The 18854-nt window shown below is 61.1% G+C and carries 17 protein-coding genes and 1 tRNA gene; 12 read left to right on the forward strand and 6 right to left on the reverse strand.

Annotated elements, in window-relative coordinates; genetic code table 11:
• Positions 1–134: 134 nt before the first annotated feature.
• A complete protein-coding gene (locus ABSE61_RS22955; RefSeq protein WP_423873427.1) occupies positions 135–791 on the reverse strand; it encodes an OmpA family protein in 657 nt (218 codons plus the stop codon).
• 83 nt (positions 792–874) lie between these two features.
• The gene (locus ABSE61_RS22960; protein ID WP_423873428.1) at positions 875–2314 is read right to left on the reverse strand and encodes a caspase family protein; all 1440 of its coding nucleotides are present in this window, start codon (positions 2312–2314) and stop codon (positions 875–877) included.
• Between the two features lie 372 nt (positions 2315–2686).
• Between ABSE61_RS22960 and ABSE61_RS22965 the strand changes: the two genes are divergently transcribed.
• The 7 genes from ABSE61_RS22965 (at position 2687) to fahA (ending at position 9658) form a co-directional block, all read left to right on the forward strand.
• The gene (locus tag ABSE61_RS22965) at positions 2687–3493 is read left to right on the forward strand and encodes an N-acyl homoserine lactonase family protein (protein ID WP_423873429.1); all 807 of its coding nucleotides are present in this window, start codon (positions 2687–2689) and stop codon (positions 3491–3493) included.
• Positions 3494–3524: 31 nt separating this feature from the next.
• Entirely contained in the window at positions 3525–3869 is a 345-nt protein-coding gene (locus ABSE61_RS22970) for a RidA family protein (RefSeq protein ID WP_423873430.1), read from the forward strand.
• Positions 3870–4165: 296 nt separating this feature from the next.
• Complete coding sequence (locus ABSE61_RS22975) at positions 4166–5800, forward strand: FAD-dependent oxidoreductase (protein WP_423873431.1); 1635 nt, start codon at positions 4166–4168, stop codon at positions 5798–5800.
• Positions 5801–5807: 7 nt separating this feature from the next.
• Positions 5808–6032, forward strand: coding sequence for a DUF2783 domain-containing protein (locus tag ABSE61_RS22980; RefSeq protein ID WP_423873432.1), 225 nt, complete (start codon positions 5808–5810; stop codon positions 6030–6032).
• Between the two features lie 28 nt (positions 6033–6060).
• Complete coding sequence (locus ABSE61_RS22985) at positions 6061–7026, forward strand: MBL fold metallo-hydrolase (protein WP_423873433.1); 966 nt, start codon at positions 6061–6063, stop codon at positions 7024–7026.
• 1 nt (position 7027) lies between these two features.
• The gene (gene hmgA / locus ABSE61_RS22990; protein ID WP_423873434.1) at positions 7028–8374 is read left to right on the forward strand and encodes a homogentisate 1,2-dioxygenase; all 1347 of its coding nucleotides are present in this window, start codon (positions 7028–7030) and stop codon (positions 8372–8374) included.
• Between the two features lie 18 nt (positions 8375–8392).
• Complete coding sequence (gene fahA / locus ABSE61_RS22995) at positions 8393–9658, forward strand: fumarylacetoacetase (RefSeq protein WP_423873435.1); 1266 nt, start codon at positions 8393–8395, stop codon at positions 9656–9658.
• 142 nt (positions 9659–9800) lie between these two features.
• Here the strand turns inward: fahA and ABSE61_RS23000 are convergent, their stop codons facing one another.
• Positions 9801–10112: a DUF1272 domain-containing protein gene (locus ABSE61_RS23000; RefSeq protein WP_423873436.1), complete on the reverse strand. Its 312-nt coding sequence runs from the start codon at positions 10110–10112 to the stop codon at positions 9801–9803.
• An 85-nt stretch (positions 10113–10197) separates the two neighbouring features.
• Positions 10198–11310 (reverse strand): CaiB/BaiF CoA transferase family protein, encoded by a 1113-nt coding sequence (locus ABSE61_RS23005; RefSeq protein ID WP_423873437.1) that lies wholly within the window; start codon positions 11308–11310, stop codon positions 10198–10200.
• A gap of 281 nt (positions 11311–11591) precedes the next feature.
• Between ABSE61_RS23005 and ABSE61_RS23010 the strand changes: the two genes are divergently transcribed.
• A complete protein-coding gene (locus tag ABSE61_RS23010) occupies positions 11592–13640 on the forward strand; it encodes a methyl-accepting chemotaxis protein (protein ID WP_423873438.1) in 2049 nt (682 codons plus the stop codon).
• Between the two features lie 24 nt (positions 13641–13664).
• On the opposite strand, the gene ABSE61_RS23015 is transcribed toward ABSE61_RS23010, so the two are convergent.
• Positions 13665–14036: a DUF3175 domain-containing protein gene (locus tag ABSE61_RS23015; protein WP_423873439.1), complete on the reverse strand. Its 372-nt coding sequence runs from the start codon at positions 14034–14036 to the stop codon at positions 13665–13667.
• A gap of 172 nt (positions 14037–14208) precedes the next feature.
• On the opposite strand from ABSE61_RS23015, the gene ABSE61_RS23020 reads away from it, so the two are divergent.
• The 3 genes from ABSE61_RS23020 (at position 14209) to ABSE61_RS23030 (ending at position 18213) form a co-directional block, all read left to right on the forward strand.
• Positions 14209–15717: an MFS transporter gene (locus ABSE61_RS23020; RefSeq protein ID WP_423873444.1), complete on the forward strand. Its 1509-nt coding sequence runs from the start codon at positions 14209–14211 to the stop codon at positions 15715–15717.
• 73 nt (positions 15718–15790) lie between these two features.
• On the forward strand, positions 15791–16555 hold the full coding sequence (gene otsB, locus ABSE61_RS23025; RefSeq protein ID WP_423873445.1) for a trehalose-phosphatase: 765 nt from the start codon (positions 15791–15793) through the stop codon (positions 16553–16555).
• 209 nt (positions 16556–16764) lie between these two features.
• Positions 16765–18213, forward strand: a complete 1449-nt coding sequence (locus ABSE61_RS23030) for a trehalose-6-phosphate synthase (protein WP_423873440.1) — start codon at positions 16765–16767, stop codon at positions 18211–18213.
• A 34-nt stretch (positions 18214–18247) separates the two neighbouring features.
• On the opposite strand, the gene ABSE61_RS23035 is transcribed toward ABSE61_RS23030, so the two are convergent.
• Positions 18248–18574: a hypothetical protein gene (locus tag ABSE61_RS23035; protein ID WP_423873441.1), complete on the reverse strand. Its 327-nt coding sequence runs from the start codon at positions 18572–18574 to the stop codon at positions 18248–18250.
• A 190-nt stretch (positions 18575–18764) separates the two neighbouring features.
• Here ABSE61_RS23035 and ABSE61_RS23040 point away from each other — a divergent pair.
• A tRNA-Ser gene (locus tag ABSE61_RS23040) sits at positions 18765–18854 on the forward strand.

The following is an 18854-nucleotide window of genomic DNA, read 5'->3' on the forward strand; positions in this document are numbered from 1 at the left end:
GCCACGATTCGAGCTTTGGAATCGAAAGGACACTAGCAAACCTATTGTTCTAGTGTGGCTTTGGTTCAGAAGTCCGCATGACGAACCCGCGGCAAAAATGATGCGGACTTCTGAACCGCCACACTAACGTCAACTCACTTCGAGGCGCTGGCCTTGTTTTCCGTGTTGACGACCTGGACGCGGCGATTGGCTTCCGCCAGCGGATTGGCGGGATCCTTCAATTGGGTCTTGCCATAGCCGACCGTCACGAGATCGGCGGCGGAAAGGCCGGATTTCTCGACCAGATAACGCTTGATCGCGTCGGCCCGGCGCTCCGAAAGTTCCTGGTTGTAGGCGTCGCTGCCGGCGGCATCGGTATGGCCCGCGACGATAAAGGTCGATCCCTTCAGATCGGGGTTTGCAAGGGCCCGTCCCAGCGCCTGAACCGAGGGCAGCGATTTGGCGCTGACCCGATCGGAGTTGTAGTCGAAGTTGATCTCCAGATCGATCTTCGGCTTGTCCTTGACCATGGTGGTGATTTGCTCGCGCTCGCCGATCGACAACGAACGCGTCGATCGATTGTGCAGTGATTGCAGTAATTTTCCTTCGGTCTCCGCTACCGCGGGATCCGCCTGCACCGGCGGTCCCATCGACAGGCTGCGTGTGAGCGGTTTCTTCTCCGGCGCCAGCGCCCTGAGAATCTGGTCCTCAGTGACATCCTCCGCCTTGACGGTGCCGATCGAAAGCACGACGCCGATGGCGAAAAATGAAAGCATCGCGATGAAGGCACGCTTTGCCGAATTCCGTGACATGGGCACTCCTCCTTCAGGGCGCATTCGCGCGGGGCAATTCAGGGTCGCTCCGTCGGAGTTTTAAAAGACGGAGTATCGGCGGCTCAGCGCACTCCGTAGCCTGCAAATTCCTTGACAATATTCGGGTCCATGGCCTTCGCATTATTAACGTCCACTTCGCCATCCGAGATGGCGCCGCTGCGCTGTCTGGCCAGACCGCGCCCGTATAACGACGACGTCAGCCGTGGATTGATCTTGAGGGCGGCGTCAAAATCGGCGATGGCATTCTTGGCCAATCCGCTCTTCAGGTTGACCAATCCGCGGCTATCGAGCGCATCGACGAAGTTCGGACGCAGCCGAAGCGCTTCGTTGCAGTCCCTCAATGCCGACTGCAACTCGCCGGTCACAGCACGCACCCAGCACCGGTTGTTGTAGGCTTCGACGTCCTTCGGGTTGAGGCGGATCGTGTCGCCGAAATCCTTGATGGCAAGGTCGTAGGCGCCCTTGCTCGCATAGACCTGGCCGCGCCGATACAGGGAACCGGCGTCGTCGGGATTTTCCACGAGCTTGGCCGTCAGGCTCTTGATGGTGGGATCGTCGGCGAGCGCGGGCTGGGGCGGCGATCGCGGCGGATCGTTACTCGGTAGGCTTGCGACCGCAGGCTTCTCGGGCGCCGGCGGGACTGGCGTCTCGGCCTTTGGCGGCGTGGGAGGATCGACCTTTGCCGCAGGTGGCGGCGGTGGAGTTTCAGCGGCGGGTTGTTGCGGAAGGGCGGCAACCGCCGGCCGGGCGCCCGGAATGAATGAGAAGTCTTCCGCCAGCGAAGACGAAATCCAGGGCACCTGCTCGCTGCGGGATGCGCGAGTCACGCCGACCCGGGTGCGATTGAGTGTCTCTTCCGCCATCAGGTCGGGAACACGGATTTCCTTGAGCAGTTCCTGAACGAACAGGCCGTGATCGCCGCCGTTGTCCGACATCACCGAGCTCAGCGCCGCCGAATACATCACCAGCGTGCCATTGGGCGCAATCACCGGCGCCAGCCCGGCCGAAAAACTGCGGAAACGGCGCTCGTACGGATTGCGCCGGGAAGCATCGATCAGCGCGATCTTGACGCCCGCGCCGCGGTTGTTGATTTCGCCCAGGACCGTCTCGAGGCTGAGGCCATCGCGGCGGACGTCTGCCTCGGTCCAGATCTGGGCATCGACGGGAATCATGAAGCTTTGGCGGTTGGACTGGACGCCGTAACCGCTGAAGAACACCAGAGCCACGGCGCCCGGCTTGATTTGGCCATAGAGCCGCTCAAGCGCCTTGCGCATTCCGTCGCCGGTCAGATTTTCGCCGACCTCGACCGTGAAGCCGTCACGCTTGAGTTCGTCGGCGATGCTGCGCGCATCGTTGACCGGCTCCTTCAGCGGCGCATCCGCGTCGGGATATTTCGCGTTGCCGATAACGAGGGCAAACCGGTCGGCGGCGATCGCGGCGGACGAGAAGATCGGCACCAGCGAAAACACCAAGGCAGCCAGCAATGAAAAGCGAACAGTCATTCTGCTTCAGTCTAACCAAATTCTGTGGCAATTCAGCCACTAGACGCCGACCCCAGGCTCGCGCCCGGCCGACTTTATCCCACGAAAATTGCATTATCAAACCGCGCTCACAAGCGGTGTCAACCTCTGCAAGGCTGGCAAATCGACGCGCAAGGTATCCAACGAGGCATCCAACATGAACGGCTATCCATGCAGTCGATCCAGCGCGGCGTGGCGTTCACATGTTGTGGGGAAATGTCGCGGATGTCATTGCAGCGACACACCGAGGGCGACCGCCATTTTCGTGTGCCCGGCATGAGGGTATCAGGGGTTTGACCTTTTCAGATGGTAGTGGCTTGCTGCCGGTCGGCCAAACATAAAGAAGCTGAACCGATGGAAACGACCTACGAAATTTATGCGCTCCGCTACGCCACCATGTCGCCGCGCACCCCCAATATGAACTACATCACGCCCGATCCGCACGAGACTGCGGCGTCCGACCTCGACTATTTTGTGTGGCTGATCCGGGGTGGCGGCCGCAAAATCCTGGTCGATACCGGCTTCAATGCGGAAGAAGCGGCCTTACGCAGCCGCAAGCTGACGCTCAACCCGGCGGAAGCGTTGACGCGCTTTGGCGTTGCCCCCGAGGCGATCGACGATGTCATCGTCACCCATCTGCATTATGACCACGCCGGCAATCTCGACCTGTTCCCGAAGGCGCGGTTCCACCTGCAAGACCGCGAGATGAGCTACGCCACCGGGCGCTGCATGTGCTTTGGTGCGCTGCGTCATCCATTTTCAGTCGAGCATGTGACGCTGATGGTGCGCCACGTCTACGGCGAACGCGTGACCTTTCATGCGGGCGAGGGCGAAGTTGCTCCCGGCGTCACGGTTCATCATGTCGGTGGTCATTCCGACGGCTTGCAGGTGGTGCGGGTGGCGACCGCCCGCGGTCCGGTCGTGCTGGCATCGGATGCGGCGCATTTCTACGGCAACCTGCATCGCCGCAGTCCTTTTCCAATCGTCTACAACATCGGCGACATGTGCGCGGGTTGGGAAACCGTCGAACGCATCGCCGGTCACCCCGACCGCGTTATTCCTGGCCACGATCCGCAGGTCGCCGAACTCTATCCGCGCGCCAGCGACAAGGTCGACGCCTTCGCGCTGCATCAGGCGCCGTCGCGCTCCTTTGCAACGTAAATTCGCGCGGCGAAGGGAGGACACGGTCGCCATGATCAATCGTTTTCCAGGCCTCACCGCGACCCGGAGCCGCGCGGTCGTCCACGACGACCTCGTATTCACCGTGGCGGTCGCGCCCGACCCAGTCACACCATCGATGTATGAGCAGAGCGTGAAAGCGCTGGCACGAATTGACGAAAGCCTTGCACTCTGCGGAACCGACAAGAGCAGGATCCTGTCGGCCATCGTCTATATCAACGGCATGGCGTTGAAGAGCGAGATGAACCGCGCCTGGGACGAATGGGTCGACAGGGCCAACCCCCCGATGCGGGCCTGCATCGGCGTCGAACTGGAGCCGCCGCATATCGTCGAGATCGTCGTGACCGCGACCAAGTGAAAAAGTAGCAAAGTGAAGACAGCAAGGAGAGGATGGCTTTGAGACGCTCCGGTAGCCATCGGCCGTTCCGGTCTCCTCAGTCATCTGCTAATCTAGTGGTCCGATTCTAACGTTCGCATCCCGTCTCAGTGGCCACTTTTGCGAATGTTAGAATCAAAAGGACCACAAGCAAATATAGGTTTCTGGTGGAGTTTTGGATTTGACATTCGCTTGACGAACTCGCGGCCAGATGGGTAGCGAATGTCAAATCCACTCCACTAGCGAGACCGGTTCCTCTGGCCAGAGCCTAAGAGCAGATGGCGCAGACCAGACTTCAAACCGACAGCCAGGCCAAAACGAGATTCGGCTACCGTCGCCATGCCGATCAGGATTTTGTTGGCGCGGACGTCGCCCGGCATCCAGTCGTCGTGGTCGGCGCAGGGCCGGTGGGGCTGTCGCTCGCCATCGATCTCGCCCAGCGCGGGCAACCGGTCGTGCTGCTCGACGACGCCGACCGCATCGGCGATGGCTCGCGTGCGATCTGCTTCTCGAAGCGGTCGCTCGAATTCTGGGACCGGCTCGGTGTCGGCCAGCGCATGGTCGACAAGGGCGTGGTCTGGCAGGTCGGCAAGATCTTTCACGGGGATTCTCTGCTCTATCAGTTCGACCTGTTGCCGGAGCGGGGGCACAAGCGGCCGGCTTTCATCAATCTTCAGCAGTTCTACGCCGAAGCCTATCTGGTCGATCGCGTCGAAGAGTTGCCCGATATCTGCCTGCGGTGGCGCAACAAGGTCATCGGGCTGGAGCAGCGCAACGATCATGCGATCCTCTCGATCGATACGCCCGACGGAGCATATCGTATTGCGGCGAATTATGTCGTGGCCTGCGACGGTGCGCGTTCGTCGTTGCGGCAAATGGTGGGCGCGGAGTTCTCGGGCCAGGTGTTCGAGGATCAGTTTCTGATTGCGGACGTCAAAATGACGGCGGCATTTCCGACCGAGCGCTGGTTCTGGTTCGATCCGCCGTTTCATGCCGGAAGATCGGCCTTGCTGCACAAGCAGCCGGACGATGTCTGGCGTATCGACCTGCAGCTTGATCGGAGCGCCGATCCGATGGTCGAGAAGCAGCCGGAAAACGTGCGACCGCGTATTGCGCGCATGCTCGGTCACGGCCAGTTCGATTTCGAATGGATATCGCTCTACAAATTCCAGTGCCGGCGTATGGCGCGGTTTCTCCACGGTCGCGTGATCTTTGCCGGAGATGCCGCGCACCAGGTTTCGCCATTTGGCGCCCGCGGCGCCAATTCCGGTCTCGAGGACGCGGAAAACCTCGGCTGGAAACTCGACCGTGTGCTGCGCAAGGCGTCGCCGGAAGCCCTGCTGGAAAGCTATCACACTGAACGCAGCCAGGCTGCCGACGACAACATTCGCGAATCCACCCGTTCGACCGATTTCATGGCGCCGAATTCGCCTTACGAGGCGCGGTTGCGCAAAGCGGTGCTGTCGCTGGCAAAGGAAACCGAATTCAGCAAGCGCATGGTCAATGGCGGCCGGCTTTCGGTGCCTTCCACTTACGAAACCTCGTTGTCGACGTCCGATGACGAGGAGTGGCGCAGTGGCCCAGGTCCCGGTGCCTCGATGGTGGACGCGCCGATGGCAGGGCAGGATGGCGAGCCCCAGTATCTGACCGACGCTTTCCGGAAAGCCGGCAGACGCTTCACCTTGCTCACCTTTGCAAATGGGGCGGCGATCGATCCGCCGGGCGATATCGGCGTTATTCATATCGGTGGGCAGGAATTCTCTGATTCCTCGGGCCTCATGGTTGCGCGTTACGATGCTAAACCAGGAACCGCTTACCTGCTTCGGCCGGACGGCTATGTCGCCGCGCGTTTCCGAAAGCCAACGCTGGATATGATCGAGGCGGCGCTGAAGCGCGCATCAGGCAATAGTTGAGGTCCCCATGGCGCTATCGACCCGTTCGAACTTTGAAAAGCCCGATGACGCTTTTCGTGCGATCCTCGAGGCGCACCGGGGGTTGAGCGATGAGGCGAGCGCCGATCTCGACGCCGCATTGGTTCTCATCCTCGCCAATCACATCGGTGATCTCGATGTCTTGCGCGAGGCGATCGAATTGGCAAAACGGCGGATGCTGGAGCCGAGCCAGCAACAACAGCAGCAACAGTAGAAAAGACAACGAAACAGGATAGGAAACGATGGCCGAGGGAGTTGAAAAGGGTTTTGCGTCCACCACCGACATGGCCGAGAAGAAAGTCACCTTCTCCGAAATCGGAACCGATCTCTATGCCTTTACGGCGGAGGGCGATCCGAATTCGGCGGTCATTGTCGGCGACGACGGTTGTCTCGTGTTCGACGCGCAGGCGACGCCGGCGATGGCCAGCAAAGTGATCGAGCGGGTGCGCAGCGTGACCGACAAGCCGGTCAAATATGTCGTGCTGTCGCATTATCACGCGGTGCGGGTGCTTGGCGCATCCGCCTACAGAGCGCAAGCCGTGATCGCCTCGCAAGAGACCTACCGGCTGATCGAGGAGCGTGGGCAGCAGGACTGGGATTCCGAATACGGCCGTTTTCCGCGCCTGTTCCAGGATGCGCAGAGTATTCCAGGCTTGACCTGGCCGACGCTGACATTTGAAGGCGATATGTCGATCTATCTCGGCAAGCGCGAGGTGCGCCTGATGCAGCTCGGCGCCGGGCACACCTCGGGCGATATCGTTGCCTGGGTGCCGGACGCGGAAGTGATGTTCTCCGGCGACCTGATTGAATATCATTCGGCCTGTTACTGCGGCGATGCCCATTTGCGGGAATGGCCGGCGACGTTGAACGAAATCCGTGCCTTTAATCCCAAGTCCATCGCGCCGGGGCGCGGCGATGCGCTGAAGGGGCTAGCGACGGGACGTGAAGCGATCGCGATGACGCGCGATTTTGTCACGGCGCTTTATGGCGCTGCGGAAGCCGCCGTTGCCAAAGGGCGTAGTCTCAAGGATACAATGGCGGCCGCGCGCGAGGTCATGGACCCGAAATTTTCGAGCTTTGCCATTTACGAACACTGCCTGCCGTTCAATGTCTCGCGGGCCTTCGATGAGGCGTCCGGAATCGACGATCCCGTGATCTGGACCGACAAGCGCGACCGGGAAATGTGGGCCGCTCTGCAAGGAGGATGATATGAATATCAATACCTCGCCCGACGCGATCAATCGCGGCTCGGCCAACGTCACGCCCGGTTACATGTCCGGTTTCGGCAATAGCTTCGAGACCGAGGCCCTGCCGGGCGCGCTGCCGATCGGTCGCAATTCGCCGCAACGTTGCGCTTACGGGCTCTATGCCGAGCAATTGTCCGGCTCGCCCTTCACCGCGCCGCGTGGCAGCAACGAGCGCTCCTGGCTCTACCGAATCCGCCCCTCGGTCAGACACTCCGGCCGTTTCGAAAAAGCCGACATTGGATTATGGCGCACCGCGCCCTGTCACGAGCATGAAGCCGCGATCGGTCAGTTGCGCTGGGACCCGGCACCGATCCCGAAAGCCGGGATGACCTTCCTGCAAGGCGTGCAGACGATGACGACCGCGGGCGACGCCGGCACGCAAGCCGGCATGGCCGCGCATGTCTTCCTTATCACCCAATCGATGGTCGATCAGCATTTCTACAATGCCGACGGCGAGATGCTGATTGTGCCGCAGCAGGGAAGCTTGCGCTTCGTCACTGAGTTCGGACGCATCGATGCAGAGCCCGGCGAGATCGCCGTGATTCCGCGCGGCGTGAAATTCCGCGCCGAACTCACCGCGGGTCCCGCGCGCGGCTATATCTGCGAGAATTACGGCGGCGCTTTCACGCTGCCGGAGCGCGGGCCAATCGGCGCCAATTGCCTGGCCAATGCGCGCGACTTCCTCACCCCCATCGCGGCCTATGAAGACAAGGACACGCCGAGCGAATTATTCGTGAAGTGGGGCGGTTTGCTGTTCGTGACGCATTTGCCGCATTCGCCGATCGATGTGGTGGCCTGGCACGGCAACTACGCGCCTTACAAATACGATCTGAGACGCTTCTCGCCGGTTGGTGCGATCGGGTTCGACCACCCCGATCCGTCGATCTTCACGGTGCTGACCTCGCCGTCGGAAACCGCCGGCACCGCGAATATCGATTTCGTGATTTTCCCGGAGCGATGGGCCGTGGCCGAAAACACGTTCCGGCCGCCCTGGTACCACATGAACATCATGTCGGAGTTCATGGGCCTGATTTACGGTGTCTACGACGCGAAGCCGCAAGGCTTTACGCCCGGCGGCATCAGCCTGCACAACATGATGTTGCCGCATGGTCCCGACCGCGAGGCTTTCGATCACGCCAGCAACAGCGAACTGAAGCCGGTCAAGCTGACAGGCACAATGGCCTTCATGTTCGAGACGCGGTTCCCGCAACGGGTTACGGCGCATGCCGCCAAATCTGCAACGCTGCAGCATGATTATGCGGATTGCTGGAAGGGGTTGGAAAAGCGTTTTGATCCGAACAAGCCGTAAGAAAGAAACCATCAGGAAATGACCGACCCCAACGATCCCGCGCTGCGCTCTTTCGTTCCAGTAGATCCGGCATCGGATTTTCCGATGCAGAATCTGCCGTACGGCGTATTTTCCGCGCGCGGTCTCGCCCCGCGCATCGGCGTTGCGATCGGCGATTATGTGCTCGACCTCTGGGGGCTTGAGCAGGATGGCCGGTTGGATGTCGAGCCCGGTACGTTTGCCGCTTCATCGCTGAACGCATTCATGACCCAGGGGCCAAAGGTCTGGGCGAGGATACGTGCGCGGATCAGTGAGCTTCTGCGTCACGACAACGATGAACTGCGCGACAATGACGAGCTGCAGAAGTTGGCGTTGCTGCCGATGGCGCAAGTGGAGCTGCATTTGCCGATCGCGGTTGCCGGCTATACGGATTTTTACTCCTCGAAGGAGCACGCTACCAATGTCGGCGTCATGTTCCGCGGCAAGGACAATGCCCTGCAACCGAACTGGCTGCACATGCCGATCGGCTATAACGGCCGCGCCTCGACGGTCGTGGTGTCCGGCACCAAGGTGCGGCGTCCGCGCGGCCAATTGAAGCCCGCGAATACCGAACATCCGAGCTTTGGATCCTGCCAACGGCTCGACTTTGAACTCGAAATGGGTGCGGTGATCGGGCAGACATCGCCGATGGGGGAAATGCTCAGCGAGGCGCAGGCCCAGGAGATGATTTTCGGCTTTGTGTTGCTGAACGACTGGAGCGCCCGCGACATCCAGCAATGGGAATATGTCCCGCTCGGACCGTTCCAGGGCAAGGCGTTTGCAACTTCGATCAGCCCGTGGGTGGTGACATCGGCCGCGTTGGAGCCGTTTCGGTGCCGCGGGCCTGAGCAGGTCCCGCAGCCGCTGGCTTATCTGCGGCAGGCGCAAGCCAACAATTACGACCTCGAACTGGAAGTCGGCCTGCGCGCGGGCTCAATGAGCAAGTCTGCTCGGATTTGCCGGACCAATTTCAAATACATGTACTGGTCGTCGGTGCAGCAATTGATGCATCACGCCTCTTCCGGTTGCGCGATGAATGTCGGCGATCTCTTAGGCAGCGGCACCATCTCCGGACCTGAAAAAAGCCAGCGCGGCAGCCTGCTCGAGATTTCCTGGAACGGTACCGAGCCGGTCCAACTTGCTGACGGCGTCGTCAGGACGTTTCTCGAGGACGGCGATTCGCTTGCCATGCGCGGTTGGTGCCAAAGCGAGGGCTATCGGGTCGGCTTCGGGGAGGTTGAAGGAACGATTCTGCCGGCCGACTGAGAGGCGAGGCTTACTCCCCTTGAAAAGGGGAGGTCGGTTTGCGCGACTGCGCAAGCCGGGAGGGGATCATGACATAAGCATTAGCTGACCCCACCCTGACCCTCCTCCTCCAGGGAGGGAAAACAAGCTCGAGCGCTCTCTCTCACCGCTCCTCGGGCGGAACATCCCGAATCCGCCTGCAGTGAGCCGCGATATCTTCAAGGCTATATTTGAGGTGCACGCGTTTGGTCGAAGCCGGCTGATTTTCGGCGCAAACGCCCGGCCGCCATTCCTGCGTAGGCCGAATCGGCCGCGGGGTGAATCCACCACCGCAGTTCGGACACACATTATCGAGTTCTTCGGCCGCGCAGGCCGCACAGAACGTGCATTCGTAGCTGCAAATGCGCGCATCCATTGAATGCGGCGGCAGGTCCTTGTCGCAATATTCGCAGTTCGGCCGGAGTTGCAGTGCCATGGTCGTCATGCCCCAGACAGCGAGATATCGTCTCAAATCGCAGGGAAGATTTGAATGACGAATTTCCCTCGTTTCCGGACGCCCGCTATCTTCGCCACGCACGGATAAGGCTTGCGAGATCCGCCGTCTCAGACTCGCGGATCGTGGAAGGCGTCCGTGAAAAACGCGGCGCCGGCGCCGGCTGGATGGCGCCGTGACGTTCAACGAAAGTCTTTCGGGCCACCATGTGAGGGTGAAGTGGCGCCTCCGACAAGTTCAGCACCGGCGCGAAACAGATGTCGGTGCCTTCCATGATCCCGCACCACTCGTCGCGGGTTTTGGTTTTGAACACTTCCTCCAGTTTCAGCTTCAGCGAGGGCCACGCCTCGCGATCCAGCTGGGCATCGAAGGCCTGATCCGATAGGCCGGCGTGCTGGCGCAGCAGGGCGTAAAATTGCGGCTCGATCGATCCGATCGAGATGAAATGGCCGCAGGCGCATTGATAGACGCCGTAAAAATGCGCGCCGCCGTCGAGGAAGTTGCGCCCTCTCTCTCCGCTCCAGCGGCCGGCGGCCGTGAAGTCGAAAAACATTGTCATCAGCGAGGCTGCGCCGTCGCACATCGCAGCGTCGACCACCTGGCCTTGGCCGGATTTCCTCGCTTCTAGAAGTGCGGCGAGCACGCCGACAACCAGATAAAGCGCGCCTCCGCCGAAATCGCCGACCAGATTGAGCGGCGGCACCGGTCGCTCGGCCGGCCCAATCGCTGCGAGCGCGCCCGTGACCGCAATATAATTAATGTCGTGGCCGGCGGCCTGTGCCAGCGGGCCTTCCTGGCCCCATCCGGTCATGCGGCCATAAACGAGCCGCGGATTGCGTGACAACACCACATCGGGACCGAGCCCGAGCCGCTCCATCACGCCTGGCCGAAAGCCTTCGATCAGCGCATCGGCCTGTTCAAGCAAGTCGAGCGTTTGGGCGCGCGGGGCGGTGTCCTTGAGATCGAGTTCGATGATCTTGCGGCCGCGCCCGGTCGCCGATTTCTGGTTCTTGTTGGCCCCAGGGCGATCAAGCGTAATCACCTCGGCCCCCATGTCGGCCAGCATCATGCAGGCGAACGGCCCGGGTCCGATGCCGGCAAATTCGACGACGCGGAAACCGGTGAGCGGGCCCGAGGTTGCGATCTGAGAATCCGGCTGGTCGGGCACGTCGTTTTCCATGGATCCGGGTGCAGGGGTATGTCGGCGGGGCTAGCCTATGTGGCGCGCATCACGCCGAGGCGGGATGGCGATAGTTCGCCAACCTCCAATACCCGTCAACTGGCTGCTAGCTGTTTCGAAATAGGCCGCACGTGGCATTGCCGGCCTATCCTTCCCTGCAAATGCGAGGTTGCCGGTGGTATGGCACCGTCTGGTTTACGGCCTCTTATTCATTCTATTCTAGGTTACCGGATACCGAGCCTTCATAACCGGCCCGGATTCAATGGCGACAGGGGGGTCCGTTGGGGTTCTTCAAGGGTGTCAGGCCGCAAGCGGCGCTGCCAAAGCTTCCCACCTTGCGATTTCGCGGGAAGATCAGCCTTGGCTTCGCCGTTGTGCTCGCGATTTCCGCCGTCAGCATGGGTTTCGCCTATCTCGGCTTTGGTCGTGTTTCGGACGGTGTTGCCGCCTACCGGGCGATCGTGTCGGAATCCGATTTCGCCCAGAATATCGACCGTGAACTGATCTCCTACCGGGCGCTGGCGCGATACTATGTGGTAACAGGCAAGGAAGACGACGCCAAGGCCGCACTGGCGGCGGAAGGCGCGTTGAAGGACGCCATCGATCAGTCGATGAAGAATACGACCAACCCGGCGCGCCTCAATCAGGTGACGCGGCTTTCGCGCGAATTTCACGCCTTCACCAAGATCTTTGCCGACGTGGTGAAGACCAAGCGCGACAGTGAACTCGTCAGCCAGAACCAGTTGATGCGCAGCGGCAACCTCTTGCGTTACAAGCTCGACGATCTGCCGAGCGGTGTCGAAGACGATTCGGCGCTGGCGGCCATCACGTTGGCCAGCAAGAAGGTCGCCGCGCTGTTCCAGACTGCGGCCGCGCTTGCAAGTACCTTTGTCGTCAATTTCGATCAGTCGGTCGCTGCAAGCGCGGTGGCGCGTCTGAAGTTCGTTGACGCGGCATTGCAGGCCATTCCCGCTGACGAACCAAAGGTCGCGCAGGCGATCAAGGATGCCGCCGTCCAGCTCGAAGAGTACCGGAAAGCGCTATCCAAGCTGATCGACAACGCAAAGGAAGTCGACGAACTCTCGATCGAGATGGCCGATTCCACGGCCGCGATCATGAAGGCTTCGAACGCGATGAAAGCCGATTTGCTGGGCGATCAGCAGCGGCTCGATTCGGAGTCCAGCGCTACCATCAGCGAAACGCAGCGCCTGGTCGTGATGCTCGCGATCGGTGGCTTCCTGCTGGGCGGGCTGCTGGCCGTGCTGCTGGGGACGGGAATCTCGCGGCCCATGATTGCGATGTGCAAGGCGATGCGCGAACTCGCCGGCGGCAATTTCGATGTCGTGCTGCCCGGACTTGGCCGCAAGGACGAACTCGGCGAGATGGCTGCGGCGGTCGAGGAATTCAAGGTCCAGGCGGTCGCGAAGGCCGAACGCGACGCCGCCGCGCTCGATGCCCAGAACAAAGCCTCCGCCGCGGGACGCCGCGCCGAACTCATTCGCTTTGCCGACGAGTTCGAGACGGCCGTGGGCAGCATCGTTTCCAACGTTTCGGCCTCGGCGGTACAGTTAGAGGCCTCGGCCGGGACCCTGACGCGTACGGCAGAGACCACCCAGAGCTTGTCGGGGCAGGCCGCCGGCGCATCGGAGCAGGCTTCCAGCGATATGCAAGCGGTTGCGGCGGCGACCGAGGAGCTTTCGGCGTCCGTCGGCGAAATCGGCCGGCAGGCTCAGGAATCCAACCGGATCGCGGAAGCAGCCGTGGTTCAGGCCCAGCAAACCGACGGGCGTATCGGCAAGCTGTCGCGCGCCGCGCAGGAAATCGGTGATGTCGTGAAGCTGATCACGGCAATCGCCGAACAGACCAACCTTCTGGCACTCAACGCCACCATCGAAGCGGCTCGCGCCGGCGACGCCGGGCGCGGTTTCGCTGTCGTTGCTTCCGAGGTCAAATCGCTGGCCAGCCAGACCGCCAAGGCGACCGACGAGATTTCGACCCATATAACCGGCATGCAGGGCGCTACCCAGGAATCCGTCGCCGCCATCAAGGAAATCGGCGGGACGATTGGGCAGATATCGAGCATTGCCTCGACGATTGCGAGCGCAGTCGAGGAGCAAAGCTCGGCCACCCAGGAAATTGCCCGCAGCGTGCAGAACGTCGCCGAAGGGACCAGCGAGACCGCCGTGAACATCATGGAGGTCAACCGGGGCGCAGCCGAGACCGGCTCCGCATCGGCCAACGTTCTGGAAGCAGCGCGTTCGCTGTCCACCGAAAGCGTGCGGCTGCGGGAAGAGCTTCAGCGATTTATGGCCAATATTCGCGCGGCCTAATTCACGCAGCAGTTCACCGTCGGCCTATTCTCTGCCGAATTGCCGTTTCAACTCGAGCTTGGCCCGGTTCAAGCGCTCACGTTGCGTCTTGGGCAGGGTTCGGCCGGCCCGGTTGATATAAAAGGTCAACATCGAGAGTGCTGAGCGATAGGCGCCGGCCTTGCGGCGCGAACTGTGCTCGGCCGAGCGCTTGAGCGAGGCGGCGATCCGCTTCGGATCCCGCAACGTAAAGACGCCTTGCTTGAGATCGAGGGCGTCGCTTTCTTTCGTCACTCGTTGCGACCATCGCTTCGATGAGGGGCGTGCCGCGGCGGTCTTTCGCCCCTTTTTCGCGGCTGCCTTGCGCTGGCGTTTGACGGGGCGGCTCGAAGCCGCAGATTTGCGCCGTTGGGTCATGCTCGAAGTCCTTGTGCTTTTGGGCAAAACGGGCACGAACGCCATGCAGTTCCTTCCCGCGAAGGTGGAACTCCGTGCCCCGTCAGACGTTAAAAATTTGGCTGATGGTCCTCCTGACGGCCGGAGAGATTTTGGCTTTCCCGCAATACCTGACTGGTAGCGCTTCATGGGCTTGCAGCCACGGCAGGGCGATTTGGATGTTGCAGGCGGGCCCGCGGAAGCCGTTGACCACGGCGTTGTCGAAACCACCATTCCGTTTCGTCTCGACGCCCTGTATTGGAGCGGTTTTCACACCCGTGTCGTGTTGGCGCTCGGAATCACCTGGGTTCTCGACGGACTGGAAGTGACGTTGGCGGGCGCTCTGTCCGGAGCGCTCAAGCAAAGCCCGACGCTGCATTTTTCGAATTTCGAGGTCGGCTTTGCCAATAGCGCCTATCTCGGGGGCGCGGTGCTCGGCGCATTCGGTTTCGGCTGGCTGACCGATCGCATCGGCCGCAAGAAGCTGTTCTTCATCACCTTGGCGGTTTATCTCACCGCCACCGCCGCCACGGCGCTGTCGTGGAGTGTTGCGAGCTACGCTTTCTTTCGCTTCCTGACCGGTGCCGGCATCGGCGGTGAATACACCGCTATCAATTCCACGATCCAGGAATTGGTGCCGGCGCGCTATCGCGGATGGACCGATCTGATGATCAACGGCAGCTTCTGGCTCGGCGCCGCACTCGGCGCCACCAGTGCGATCGTGTTGCTGGATCCCGGCTGGATCGATGTCGATCTCGGTTGGCGGCTTGCTTACTTGACCGGCGCCTGTCTTGGTCTTGTCGTGTTTGTGATGCGGATCTGGATCCCGGAAAGTCCGCGCTGGCTAATCATTCACGGCCATCCTGATGAAGCCAACGCGATCATGCGCGATATTGAACGCTCGGTCGAAGGACATGTCAGGGATCGGCCGGCTGCGACCGCGGGTGAAGATACGCCACCGCGCGCCTGGCCGAAATTGCGGCTGCGCATGCGGGACCATACGCCGCTGTCGGAGGTCGTGCACACCTTGTTCAAGGTCTATCGGGAACGATCGCTGGTCGGGCTGGTGCTGATGACAGCCCAGGCGTTTTTCTACAACGCGATCTTTTTCACCTTTGCACTCGTGTTGAGCGATTTCTACGGGATACCGGCCGACCAGGTCGGCTGGTATATCCTTCCTTTCGCGGCCGGTAATTTGCTGGGACCGCTGCTTCTTGGCCGTTTGTTCGACACGCTGGGACGCCGTGCGATGATCGCGTTTACGTACGGCGCTTCCGGCATCCTGCTGGCGCTCTCGGGTTATCTGTTTGAGATCGGGGCGTTGAGTGCGAAGACGCAGACGATCGCCTGGATGGTCATTTTCTTCTTTGCTTCTCCTGCCGCAAGTGCTGCTTATCTGACGGTCAGTGAGAATTTTCCGCTGGAGGTACGCGCGTTGGCGATTGCCCTGTTCTATGCGATCGGCACCGGTGTTGGCGGTGTAGCCGGTCCCATACTGTTCGGAGCGTTGATCGACACCGGTTCACGCGGCAGTGTGTTTGCCGGCTATCTGTTTGGCGCGGCGCTGATGCTGGTGGCCGCGGCCGTCGGTTGGCGCTATGCGGTCGCGGCCGAGCGGCGCACGCTGGAATCGGTCGCGCAGCCGCTGGCTGCTGTGGAGTGAATTGATGAATGAAGGTCTCGCAAATCGTGTCCTGCCTCCACGTGAAGAGGCATCGCCGGACGACGGCTCTTTGATGGCATCGATTGCGGAAAAGCTGTCGAAGTGCCTCGACGGCTGCGCCATGCTGCTCGATATCGACGGCACGCTGCTCGATCTGGCGCGCACGCCGCGCGAGGTGTGGGTGCCGCCGGGTTTGGCCGCGACGCTGCACGCCCTTCACGAACGAACGGGAGGCGCGCTTGCCCTCGTCAGCGGACGCTCGCTCAACGACATCGACCTGATCTTTGCGCCGGAGCGTTTTCCCGCGATTGGCGGCCACGGCGCGGAAATGCGGATTTCGATCGGCAGCGAAGCCGTCGCGACACACGCGCCGCCCATGGACCAAGAATTGAAGCGCCGCCTTGCCGCGATCGCTCGGCTTAGTCCCGGGATTCTGCTGGAAGACAAGGGCTACTCGCTCGCTTTGCACTATCGGTTGGCGCCGCACGCGGAGAAAGCGATTTACGAGGCTGTGTCGCTGATCAGGGCCGATTTGCCGAATGCGCCGATCGAGGTTATGCCCGGTAAATGCGTCTGCGAAATCAAGCAAGCTGGCTTCGACAAGGCGACCGGCGTGCACGAATTGATGACTCACGAGCCGTTCCGTGGCCGCTATCCGATTTTCATTGGCGACGATGTCACCGATGAATCAGTATTCGCCGCGATGCCCAGCCTTGGCGGACTGGCCTTCTCGGTCGGCCGTCATGCCCACGGCGTAGCGGGTCATTTTGACGAACCGACCAACGTTCGCGCCTGGCTGGCGAGCCTTATTGATGGCAAAGCATCGGCGGTTCCGTGATCTTGATGGCAAAGCATCGGCGGTTCCGTGATCGCTGGAACTAATGTGTTTCCGCGCCGACGTCGCGCATGAACGAATTTTGGCGGCAGAGATGCGTATTCCCGTCGCTGCATCGCCTGAATTCGGTTTCAATTCATTGGAAAAGTGAAAAGGAACCATACTGATGAATGGTTGTTAACACACGAACGAACCATCAGGAGGGGAACCCGGTGAGCCTCGTCGTTGTTTCAAACCGCATTACGCGCGGCAACGCCAATGAACCGATTACCGGCGGTTTGGCTGCCGCACTGCTTCCGATTGTAGAAAAATCAGGCGCGATTTGGGTCGGTTCCAGCGGGCGCGTCCGCGACGGCGTCCAGAAGGAACCATTTGCCGAAATCGAGGCGCTTGGGGCCGGCGCGCTTGCCATGCTGGATCTGCCGGCCGCGCATTACGGCGGATATTACGAGGGCTTTGCCAATTCGGCACTGTGGCCGGCGCTGCATTCGCGCGCTGATCTGATCCGCGTCTCGCAAGACGATTATCTGTCCTATCGCGAGGTGAACGCCTTCATGGCGCGCGCGCTGCTGCGGTTCCGAAAGGCCGATACTGCGTTCTGGATTCAGGACTACCACTTCCTCGCGTTGGGGGCGGAGTTGCGCGACCTCGGCGTGACCCAGCCAATCGGTTTCTTCCTGCATACGCCCTGGCCCGCCCGCGATGTCATCGAAGGCGTTCCACACCATCGCGATCTGGTGGAAGCGATGCTGGCCTATGACCTGATCGGCTTTCAGACCGATGACGATTGTGAGAATTTCGCAAACTATCTCACGTCCACGCTCGGCCTTGTGGTCGCCGACGGCGTTGTGATGTCACAGCAGCACGGAGCGACCCGCATCGCGGTTTTCCCGATCGGAATCGACGTTGAAAAGTTCGCACGCCAGGCCGCAAAGGCCGTATCGCATCCCGACGTGTCGCGCCTGCGTCGCAGCCTGAACGGCGAGAAGCTCGCCATCGGTGTCGACCGGCTCGATTATTCCAAGGGGCTCGTTAACCGCATCAACGCCTTCGATCGGATGTGGACCACGCACCCGTCGCTGGCGCGCACGGTGTCGCTGTTGCAGATCGCCACGCCCTCGCGCGGCGCGATCGAAGCCTATGGCAATCTGCAAAGCGAACTCGCCAAACTCGTCAGCGACGTCAACGGCCGCCACGGCGAGGTCGACTGGACGCCGATCCGCTATCTCAACAAGGGTTTCAGCCAGACCGTGTTGGCTGGCCTCTATCGCACCGCCCAGGTCGGTGTGGTCACGCCGCTGCATGACGGGATGAATCTGGTGGCGAAGGAATATGTCGCTGCCCAAAATCCCGACGATCCCGGCGTTCTTGTGCTTTCGAAGTTTGCCGGCGCCGCCAACGAGCTGGATACGGCGCTTCTAGTCAATCCGCACGATATCGACGGGATGGCCCGGACGATCGCGGTGGCGCTGTCGATGCCGTTCCCCGAGCGGCGCATGCGCTGGGAGGCGATGATGGCGAAGCTTCGCCGCCATTCCATCCAGCAATGGTTCACAAGCTTCGTCGAGGCGCTGGAGACGGCGCGGCCCGAGAGAGAATCCGCGGCGCAGCCGATCGAAATCATACCGGCATTATGGCCGCTCCGCTCGGTCAACGCGTAATCGCTGAACCCTGAACGGCGGCAACGGCTGCTCTTCAATAACAGTAAGGCACTTCGTCGAGGGTCACGCAGCGCACCTTGTTCGGATCATCGAGCGGTCGCACACCGTTGCCCTGACCGACAAAAACGCCGGGCCCGACCGTGACCGATGATTTGTTGCCGATAATGACGCTCGGATGCGGTGACGAATGCGACCTTGTGCCGTCGGCCCAGATGATGGCATCGCCCGACCAGATGCCGCGATGCCCGTCGTCGCAGGTGACATCCGTGCCTTCACGGTGACATTGCTCGGCCTGCGTGGGCGCTGCGTAAGCGACAGCGGACAGGATCAACAGAACCATCGTCGTCCGGCGGATCGTCATCTCGCGCGCATCCCTCGCTCATGTTGCACAACTTAGAAGTCGAACCTTGGAGGTTTTGGGTTCACAACGATGGAAGTCGGACGCCGGCTACGAAAATTATATAACAATTTCAGTATGTTGTGGAAATGGCCGCGGATGTCCCCGCCGTCACTTGCAAAAGTCCGCGCGCGCCTTCATGAGAGGCCTCTTCGGAGAGATGGCCGAGTGGCTTAAGGCGCACGCTTGGAAAGCGTGTGTGCGGGAAACCGTACCGTGGGTTCGAATCCCACTCTCTCCGCCA

It is taken from the genome of Bradyrhizobium sp., assembly GCF_049519115.1.
Taxonomy (GTDB): domain Bacteria; phylum Pseudomonadota; class Alphaproteobacteria; order Rhizobiales; family Xanthobacteraceae; genus Bradyrhizobium.

Bases quoted from the DNA above. Each gene is read 5' to 3' on its own strand.
- ABSE61_RS22955 (WP_423873427.1), bottom strand. From the start codon at position 791: ATGTCACGGAATTCGGCAAAGCGTGCCTTCATCGCGATGCTTTCATTT.
- ABSE61_RS22960 (WP_423873428.1), bottom strand. From the start codon at position 2,314: ATGACTGTTCGCTTTTCATTGCTGGCTGCCTTGGTGTTTTCGCTGGTG.
- ABSE61_RS22965 (WP_423873429.1), top strand. From the start codon at position 2,687: ATGGAAACGACCTACGAAATTTATGCGCTCCGCTACGCCACCATGTCG.
- ABSE61_RS22970 (WP_423873430.1), top strand. From the start codon at position 3,525: ATGATCAATCGTTTTCCAGGCCTCACCGCGACCCGGAGCCGCGCGGTC.
- ABSE61_RS22975 (WP_423873431.1), top strand. From the start codon at position 4,166: ATGGCGCAGACCAGACTTCAAACCGACAGCCAGGCCAAAACGAGATTC.
- ABSE61_RS22980 (WP_423873432.1), top strand. From the start codon at position 5,808: ATGGCGCTATCGACCCGTTCGAACTTTGAAAAGCCCGATGACGCTTTT.
- ABSE61_RS22985 (WP_423873433.1), top strand. From the start codon at position 6,061: ATGGCCGAGGGAGTTGAAAAGGGTTTTGCGTCCACCACCGACATGGCC.
- hmgA (WP_423873434.1), top strand. From the start codon at position 7,028: ATGAATATCAATACCTCGCCCGACGCGATCAATCGCGGCTCGGCCAAC.
- fahA (WP_423873435.1), top strand. From the start codon at position 8,393: ATGACCGACCCCAACGATCCCGCGCTGCGCTCTTTCGTTCCAGTAGAT.
- ABSE61_RS23000 (WP_423873436.1), bottom strand. From the start codon at position 10,112: ATGGCACTGCAACTCCGGCCGAACTGCGAATATTGCGACAAGGACCTG.
- ABSE61_RS23005 (WP_423873437.1), bottom strand. From the start codon at position 11,310: ATGGAAAACGACGTGCCCGACCAGCCGGATTCTCAGATCGCAACCTCG.
- ABSE61_RS23015 (WP_423873439.1), bottom strand. From the start codon at position 14,036: ATGACCCAACGGCGCAAATCTGCGGCTTCGAGCCGCCCCGTCAAACGC.
- otsB (WP_423873445.1), top strand. From the start codon at position 15,791: ATGGCATCGATTGCGGAAAAGCTGTCGAAGTGCCTCGACGGCTGCGCC.
- ABSE61_RS23035 (WP_423873441.1), bottom strand. From the start codon at position 18,574: ATGACGATCCGCCGGACGACGATGGTTCTGTTGATCCTGTCCGCTGTC.